Below are 8,062 nucleotides of genomic sequence, written 5' to 3'. Positions count from 1 at the left end.
CAGCTCACACTCATTGATCCCCTGCTCCTCGTTCAGGCGATCAGTGGAAACAGATGAGTGAGCAGGAAGTTGAGCAAATTTTCTTAAATGAAGTGTCCGCAAAATGGGCAGGTGCACCAACATCCAGCGAAAGAATGACAGAAGCGGGTCTCAAAGAACGTGAGGTTTATCTTCAGGCTTTAACCCGTTGTACAGCCACATGACGGTTATGGCAGAACATGTGATGCAACCGGCCGCGAGGTGGCGTGGTAACGTCTTCATAGCCTCTCAGGTAGCATCAGGCATGAGCGCAACTCAAAACATCAATTCCAACTCCCGAAAGCATTGGCTTGAATTCCTTCCTGATTTGCAAAACTGGGAGATTGTGGAGGGAGATCATTATTCAATCCTGAAAGGGGTCCATCTGGACCACATCCTCTTAACTGCAGGTCTGCAACGGGATATAGAACTGGCGTGATCCATCGGGAGAGATAACTTCTAAGCCGGAAGATTGGGAGGGACAGCAACACTACAGCTATAGCCTCCCACCCTACATTTACATCGATAAGACGTACCTGATCACCCATATTAATGATCGGGCTCGTTTCAGCTAGACGAACATCGATGGAGGATAGGTCATCCCGGAGGCCCTCACCCGTTGCTTTCAAAAGTGCTTCCTTGCGCGTCCAGCATCGGTAAAAACTCCTCACACGTTCTTTTGAGGTAATGCCGGCTATAAATTGGCGCTCCTGAGAGTGACAGACAACGGACACCAGGTCGTCCACGTCGCTGTCATGCCGCATATGCTCGATATCGACACCCAATGGCCCGGGTGGTGCAAAGGCAACTGCAACCAGCCCGCCAGAATGGCTGATATTAAACGGATAGAAACCGGGCAAAAATGGTTTACCCTTGGCATGCCGCGAGAAAGCCAAGGCCGGTTGATCGGCCCCTAAAACCTTTCGCGTGACATGACGGGCAAGAGCAAATGCGAGCTTATCTCTTTGAAACCGATAGCGGGTCATTCTCTCCCGCTCCTCAGTAAGCAGTTCAGCTTGCACAGGGCCGGGTATTCAAGCGGTACCACCACCAGCAGCGCTCGATGGGCCGCACAACACTCCAGCCAATGCAGGCGCAGCGCACTAAACCAATCCTGTGCAGTTGCATTGGAAATTGAAAGTGGCATAACTTATTTACTGTGCTCCGCGCCAACCAGCCCATCCGTCAGGTCCAGAACCGCTTTGGCATGTTCTTTGATCTTTGCAAGAACTTCGGAAGGTGCCTGCTCGATGAAAAAGTGACCTCCGTCAACCTCGTCAATAGAGACGAACTGGGAGCTGAGTTTCTCCCAAGCATCGACTTTGTATCGTTTAACTATTTTGTCTTGTGTGCCAGCGAAGGCAAAAATGGGAACAGGCACTTGCCAAGGCACTCGAGGATGATAGTTTTGGCAGAGTCTGAAATCGCCGATAATTGCCGGCAGCAGCATGTCGACCAGCTCATCATGCTCCGCGATCAAAGCAAAATCTGGATTGAACCCGATCAACTCCTCTATCATCTCTTCTCGCGAACCACCCTCCAGAAACGGCAATGAACGCGGGGAAAAAGGGGACGCTGATGCCAGTACAAATAAGGCAGTAGGCTGGGGTCTGTTCTGTTTGTTCAGATGCATGGCCAGCTCATAAGCAACCCATCCACCCATGCTAGAGCCGAGCAAAGCGAACGAAACAGTTTCAAACTTCTCAAGCTGCGTGGCCAATTCGCTCACAATAACTTCCATAGTGTTGTGAGGTTTCTCTGCCAATCGGGCACCCCTACCGGGAAACCGGGCGGGCATTACATGAACCAGATCTCCCAGCCCCACCTTCCAGCGGTTATACAAACTCGTGTCACCACCGGCTTGAGGGAAACAGATCAATTAAGCTTATGCTCACTGGGTTCGCTGTCAAACCAAAGGGAGGAGGTGTTTGAGTCCATGCCTATCTTAACGCTGAGTTGAAATTACCAAAAATGCAGGAAGCACAAATAATGTATGTGCTCATTATTGCAAAATTTGAACATTTAACAATCTTTACTATCAATAAAATAACGTAGCTCCTTAAGCCAATGAGAAATTGTTGGTTTTCTCACAGTGAGTTCAAATATTAGGCATTGTTACAAACTTAATGTCGGGGGTTAACGGAGTGGTGCGTCTTGTTGAATGAGCTTTTGATCTGGGTAACTAAAGAGGGGTTTGTCAGGTTATTCCGATCTAGTGTAGTAGAGCGCAAAAAGGGTCTTCATGCACACAACTCTGTCGAGTAGTCGGTCCACAAGCAGCACGCATCAGCGCGGGCATAGCGATATGAGGTGGCAGAAAAGCGGTGGTGTTTAGGGCGGAAGAGAGTAGTGACTTAGTCGAGAACGGATAAAAATCTTTTCGCCTTCTTCTGGAGCAGACCCCCTATTGGGCGTTGGTGCAATATTCCCCTGATGAAGTTTATCTTCTCTGAGACCTCCTTTATGCCGTTTAAACACAATGCTAACCGTCGTCACAAGTTCTAGAAAACCGAATATAAGGTGACGAACTGGTCGGAGTATAATGAAAGCCTGCGTCGGCGTCGAGACATCACAGTCTGGGTTGAAGACAGCGTTGCCGGTGCCTGACTCGCACCAACGAGCAACCGCAGCGGGAGACCCGCCAAGTATTTAGATCTTGCCATTAAAACCTGTTTGAGTGTCAAATCCGTGTTTGGTTTAGCTTTGCGGCAGACACAAGGATTTGTTCGTTCTGTGTTTGCTCTAACGGATCTGAACTTACCTTTTCCTGACTATAGCACCCTGTCGCGCCGAGCTGGTGGGGTGAACCTTTCCAAAGTCAAATCTGAAAAGAGTCCTGGCTCGACAACGCTTGTGATCGACAGCACAGGCGTGAAGATGTTCAGAGCTGGTGAGTAGCAGGAGACCAAACACGGAACCAAGAAAAAGCGCAGAAAATGGCGCAAACTTCACCTTGGTCAGGACCTGGAAAGCGGGATAATCGTTTGTTCTGAACTGACGGAAGATATCGTTGGCGATCCAACTGTTGTGCCGGATATACTGGATCAGGTTGAGGGTCCGGTTGGCACGTTTCTTGGCGATGGAGCTTATGATGGCACTCCCACACACCACGAAATAGCTGACCGTTTTGACGGCGTTGAGGTCATCATACCGCCGCCCAAAACAGCAGCCCACAGGCTGCGATCGCTCCTACGGCCCGTGACCGGGATATTCTTCTCATTGAGAAACATGGCAGAGCAGGGTGGCAGAAGCAGACCCGATACGGGCGGCGTTCAAGAGGCGAGACCTTGATGGGGCGCTATAAACAAGTCATCGGGACAAGTTTGAAGTCTCGTAAGTTTGCAAACCAGAAGACCGAGGCTAAAATCAATGTCTCCGTCCTCAATCGGATGACTGACCTTGGACGACCGACGTTCGAGCGCCTCATTGCGAGCTGAGTTAAGCGGGTAAGGGCGAGTTGTAAGCTTAATTTTCTTTCTGCAACAAGGCCCTGCAAAGGTTTGTGGCTGTCTTCTCCTGCCTACGCAATCTCTTCGTTGGACCTCGCGATAAACGTTCTTCATCGAATTAACGCATTTGCTCAATGGAAAATGGCTGCCAGGATGGACGCATGAAGTTCGCTCAGTTTGGGTTTTGCGACCAAATCCAACTTAACGTGACAACACTCCAAAACCACTCTCTTATCAAATACGACTAATTGTACCCATAGGCGCCAGCGAAAGGCACTGCGTAGAAAGGTCGATAAGCCTTTGTCTCATTCTGTCCAAAACTACTAGACACTTCAGTGTCCATGCACAAAACTAAGATTAACAAAAGGTAAAATTGTTATCCTATTGATTTATATAGGTTTTTAACTCAAAGGTGCACGCGTACACCCTCCTCCTTGCAAAATTGCACGCGTTCAACGGGCTTGGGCCAATCCGAACAACGATTTGTGCAGCGCCAATTCACCATCAACGGCCCGATCAACACACGCCCGGAAATAACCGCCAGGACTGGAAATCAGAAGCGGATCACGCAGTGCCTTTTCAGCTGTGGTGGCTAGAACCGCGGCTGCAACATAGCGCCCAACTTTGCCTTGAGCATGCTCAAAGCCGGACTGAGACAGGCCAATCAGCAACGCGATATCCCCGCTCACCTTCAGCAAATCGCCCCAGCAACTGAATTCGAACCCAAGACTGTCCTGCAAGTTAGACAAAGCTGATTTGAGCAGCCCGATAGAGATATTCTCCAGTGCACCCTCTTGATGCTGAGGATTAGAGCTGGCAGAGAAATTGCGATCTTGCTTCCTCTCTAAAGCGGGTTTTATCCCAACTTGTTTGGGATCGGATGAATTTGAGGGATCAGCGTTAGCTGATCTCCGCGTTCTATTACTTCTTTTGAGAGACTGAGGGTTTGTATTATTATAAGGGATGCCATTAATGTCACCCGCGCATGCCATTTCTCCAAGAACAGGAACATCTATTTGCTGCGTTTCCTCCTCAGTAGGTGCAAACGCAGCAACCGCCATTTCATAAAGATTCTGCAATACTTCCGCCCGAGTGACTATATCCATAGCCCTCTCATTCAGAGCTGAGACAGCTTCCTGCACATCAGAAAAGCCAATGCCCTCCCTCGCCGCGAGTGAGGCCATATCCTCAATGGCACGCAGCAATCGGTTAACACTTCGGCGCGCATCCTTCTGTGCTTTGAGACGAGCCGCAAATTGGGCGCCGATCGCTTTAAGTTCATGCACGCGCTGCCGGGCAGGGGAAAAATCAAACCCATAGCCACGCTCAATCTCGCCGAGCCGGCCTTGCCGAAACTCACCGCGGTGAATATAGCGCCGTCCTGTTGGGCTATCGCGATAGGCAATAATGCCCGCTTCCACCAGACGTTTCAAACACCGAATAACGGTGCGTTTTGAGCGGCATACGTATTCTGCAAGCTTCTCGTTGGAAATTGCAACGAGAGGGCGATGGTTCGTTTGCCAATCATCAGCAGCTGTCAGGCCGATCAGAATATCCAAAATATGATAGGTGGTGCCGTCAACGCCTAGGGCAGGGGCAGCCTTTTTCAAAGCCATAGCCACTTCTGATTTCGTCGTCTCCACAATATCATTTGCCATAGCCAACCGCTGGCTAACCATCATCTCAGGTGTGAGTTTTCTAAAAGAGGCGACCGAGCCTGAATTTTGCATAGCAAAACCTCTCGCCCAACAGATGGAAGGGCGTTTAAAACACACGTTGTGCAACGTGTTCCAACAATATCAGGCAAATCAGAGGGTAGGGCGCACAAAATCGTACCGCCCCAAGACAAAGGCGATTGATTTTAACAGCTGCACGAAGTACGGTGATTCTGTTGATACGGTACTTCTAGAGCTTAGCTCTGAATGCCAGTGAATTCCGGTCTTGCGGATTGCCGTCTGCAAGACCGTTTTCTTTTCCGTTTAGGTCATTCGCTTGCTCCCATTAGCTCGGTGACCTTTTGTTCCTGCTGCTCAAAATCCTTCAGCAACTGATTAATCTTACTGGTCAGATATTCGGAGAAGGCCGCAGCTCGCGCCTCATCTGCCAGTACAATCTTGAAATTCCGTGTGCCGCGCGCTTCAATGGCCGGCTTGCCTTCGCTGTCTTTAATCAAAAGCGTGCTTCGTGCCGCCGCTTTTCGGGACTCTACCCTCTCCAGGGCAGAGGGGGATAAGTTGCCATCCACCACCTCAGAAGAGATCGTCAGATCATGTAGCCAGGCGAACCGATCAGGACTGGTCAGGCCTTGCCATTTGCCGGAGGTCTTGAGGTTGGCAATGCTTTTGCGCAGGCGAGAAACAGTGCCCTCGCTCTCACACGCTTTTGCCACAGTTTCCCACTTCACCCGGCCAATACCGCGAGCAGAGCCAATGCTTTCAATAAGATCTTCAGGCACGCGGCGAATAATAGAGGTAAGTTTAGAGACCCGGGTCTTATCGCCAGCGCCAACGGCAGCGGCCACAACCTCACGGGTAAAGGTCTTGCTCAGTTCCGCAGCAAAATAGCATTGCTGAATATAAGTAAGGTTTTTGCGCTCTTCGTTTTCCTTACCCTGCGCGATAACAAGTTCTTCATCGCTCAGATTCTCAACAACAGCACGAACCGCAATGTCCAACCTCTGACAAGCTTTAACGCGGCGATGCCCATAAGCAATCTGGTAATGATCTGGTTTGCCGGGATGAGGGCGCACCAAAACCGGAACTTGCTGTCCATTTTGAGAAATACTCTCAACCAGACTATCCAGCTCCTCATCATCGCCTTCAAATGCACGGTCCAGCGCCAGTGAAGGCAGCAGCAACTTAGCGTCGAGGTTTTGGATGATTAGGCTCGGGTCAACGGTTTCACTGCGTTGTTCCGTTAAAGAGTGCAGGGCCGCTCCAAGCCGCCCAACCGCACTTTTCTCGCGCGGTACTGGCAGTTCTTCAGCAGCAGGCGTACTTGCTGCACGCTCTAGACCCGCATTGTTGCCGGTCATGATCGCACTGAGTTTGCTCTTGTTTCTCTTACGCTTATCGTTCATGAGCGACCCCAATAGGATTTCAAAAGCTCTTCGAGTTCACTGTTAACCCGGTTCACAGAATCCAGCGCGCGATCATAAGTCTTGCCGTTGAAGTTGGAACGTTCAGCTTCATAAAGCGTTTGCTGAACATTGCCTGCTTCAGCAATAGCGGAGCTGCGCAGCATCGTGCTGGTTAGGACATTTTGCAGCTGAGTACGCAGCATGGTCACCACGTCTGTTTCCGGACGGCTGGTGTTGTCATGACGGGTGATCAGATATTGTAACGTCTTAGGTACCAGATATTCGGGACCAAGTTGTTTGGCCACTGTGCTTTCGAAGAACTCGTTGTGGGCAATGGAGGTCGCCAGATACTGCGCCATGGATTCACAATCGATCCATTGCGGGTGAATGGTCACCAACAGGTGATCAGCTGCAAAGGACGCGGCATTGGATAAATAACCCAGGCTCGGCGGCGTGTCGCAGATGATAATATCATAGGCATCTTCAACATCCTCAAACGCAAGCTGAAGACGGGTAAAGTAGAGCTTGCGTTGCAGACAGTCCGAAAGCTTTGCATGGTTGCGGGCCAGCTCTTCTTCCAACTCACGCAGCCGCTTATTACTGATACCCTTTTGCTTTTTCTCATCTTCAATATCTGCAATACGATTACGCAGGCCCGGTTCTTCCTGCCCCGCAAGCGTTGCATAGTGCGGCGCAAAGAATTCCCATTCGGTCAGGAACGGGCTGCCGATCGCCAGATCAAGATTGTCGAAATAGGTCTTTTGAACCACTTCGCTCATAGGCCTGGGATCGTCGTACCTTATTGATGCAAAAAGAGAATCATCTTCTGACACCATTTCCGGAACAAACCCGAGCATACTGGATGCCGACCCTTGCGGATCCAAATCAACTAGCAAAATCCTGTAGCCCTGCAATGCCATATATTGCGCCAAATGAACCGATGTACAGGTCTTGGCTGAGCCACCTTTAAAGTTGGAGCAGGCAATGATCTGAATGTCTTCATCTGCTTTGCGGCGCGGATCATAATTCAGCGCCTTGGCGGTATCATCACCCGCTTTTTCAGCTAGATATACCCTGATCTGATTCATTTGTTCAAGAGAGTAGTAACGACGCTCGCCGCGGCCGACCTTCTCGACTTCAAGCCCCATTTCATCAGCGGTCAAGGCGAGATAGCGAGGGGTGATGCCCAAATAAATTGCCGCCTCTGACGCTGCAAATTTGCGCAGGTTCTTTTCCGCTTTTGGAGGGAACTGAGACTGTGCCAGCGCCGCAAGCGTGCTGGATAAAGCCTTATGGTCTGCCTTCATCTGCGAAAGCATAATACCATGCTCTAGTGTCTCAGTGTCCATTTCCTAAATCACCCGGATTTTTTGTTTAAACAGGAATTAAAGGAATAATTGGCACATCCGAATTCAAAGTCAACGAGGACTTGGTTAACGGTTTCTTACTGGTTGGTTCAGATCACAACGATTTCTGCATAAAAACCAATAAAACTATTCGTAACATGTTGAAAATA

General features: G+C 49.9%; 8 protein-coding genes. 3 read left to right on the top strand and 5 right to left on the bottom strand.

Features of this window, described 5'->3' with window-relative positions:
- Positions 1 to 302 precede the first annotated feature (302 nt).
- A complete protein-coding gene (locus BLS62_RS04565; RefSeq protein ID WP_093177559.1) occupies positions 303 to 1,004 on the bottom strand; it encodes a 4'-phosphopantetheinyl transferase family protein in 702 nt (233 codons plus the stop codon).
- A gap of 164 nt (positions 1,005 to 1,168) precedes the next feature.
- On the bottom strand, positions 1,169 to 1,897 hold the full coding sequence (locus tag BLS62_RS04560) for a thioesterase II family protein (protein WP_093177556.1): 729 nt from the start codon (positions 1,895 to 1,897) through the stop codon (positions 1,169 to 1,171).
- Between the two features lie 794 nt (positions 1,898 to 2,691).
- Here BLS62_RS04560 and BLS62_RS32080 point away from each other — a divergent pair.
- The 3 genes from BLS62_RS32080 (at position 2,692) to BLS62_RS32070 (ending at position 3,455) form a co-directional block, all read left to right on the top strand.
- Positions 2,692 to 2,916 carry a transposase gene (locus BLS62_RS32080; RefSeq protein WP_244283502.1) on the top strand — a complete coding sequence of 75 codons (225 nt, stop codon included), beginning with the start codon at positions 2,692 to 2,694 and terminating at the stop codon, positions 2,914 to 2,916.
- A gap of 66 nt (positions 2,917 to 2,982) precedes the next feature.
- Complete coding sequence (locus BLS62_RS32075) at positions 2,983 to 3,309, top strand: hypothetical protein (protein WP_244283505.1); 327 nt, start codon at positions 2,983 to 2,985, stop codon at positions 3,307 to 3,309.
- Positions 3,309 to 3,455 (top strand): hypothetical protein, encoded by a 147-nt coding sequence (locus BLS62_RS32070; protein WP_244283499.1) that lies wholly within the window; start codon positions 3,309 to 3,311, stop codon positions 3,453 to 3,455. The genes BLS62_RS32075 and BLS62_RS32070 overlap by 1 nt, the downstream gene beginning before the upstream one ends.
- 464 nt (positions 3,456 to 3,919) lie before the next feature.
- Here BLS62_RS32070 and repC read toward each other — a convergent pair whose 3' ends face one another.
- The 3 genes from repC to BLS62_RS04540 form a co-directional block, all read right to left on the bottom strand.
- On the bottom strand, positions 3,920 to 5,197 hold the full coding sequence (gene repC, locus BLS62_RS04550; protein ID WP_093177256.1) for a plasmid replication protein RepC: 1,278 nt from the start codon (positions 5,195 to 5,197) through the stop codon (positions 3,920 to 3,922).
- Between the two features lie 254 nt (positions 5,198 to 5,451).
- Positions 5,452 to 6,546: a plasmid partitioning protein RepB gene (gene repB / locus BLS62_RS04545; RefSeq protein ID WP_093177253.1), complete on the bottom strand. Its 1,095-nt coding sequence runs from the start codon at positions 6,544 to 6,546 to the stop codon at positions 5,452 to 5,454.
- Complete coding sequence (locus tag BLS62_RS04540; RefSeq protein ID WP_093177553.1) at positions 6,543 to 7,895, bottom strand: AAA family ATPase; 1,353 nt, start codon at positions 7,893 to 7,895, stop codon at positions 6,543 to 6,545. The genes repB and BLS62_RS04540 overlap by 4 nt, the downstream gene beginning before the upstream one ends.
- Positions 7,896 to 8,062 lie beyond the last annotated feature (167 nt).

The organism is Pseudovibrio sp. Tun.PSC04-5.I4 (genome assembly GCF_900104145.1).
Taxonomy (GTDB): Bacteria; Pseudomonadota; Alphaproteobacteria; order Rhizobiales; family Stappiaceae; genus Pseudovibrio.
The sequence above is the reverse complement of the archived record's forward strand: the minus strand, read 5'-3'. Positions and strand labels throughout refer to the sequence as shown.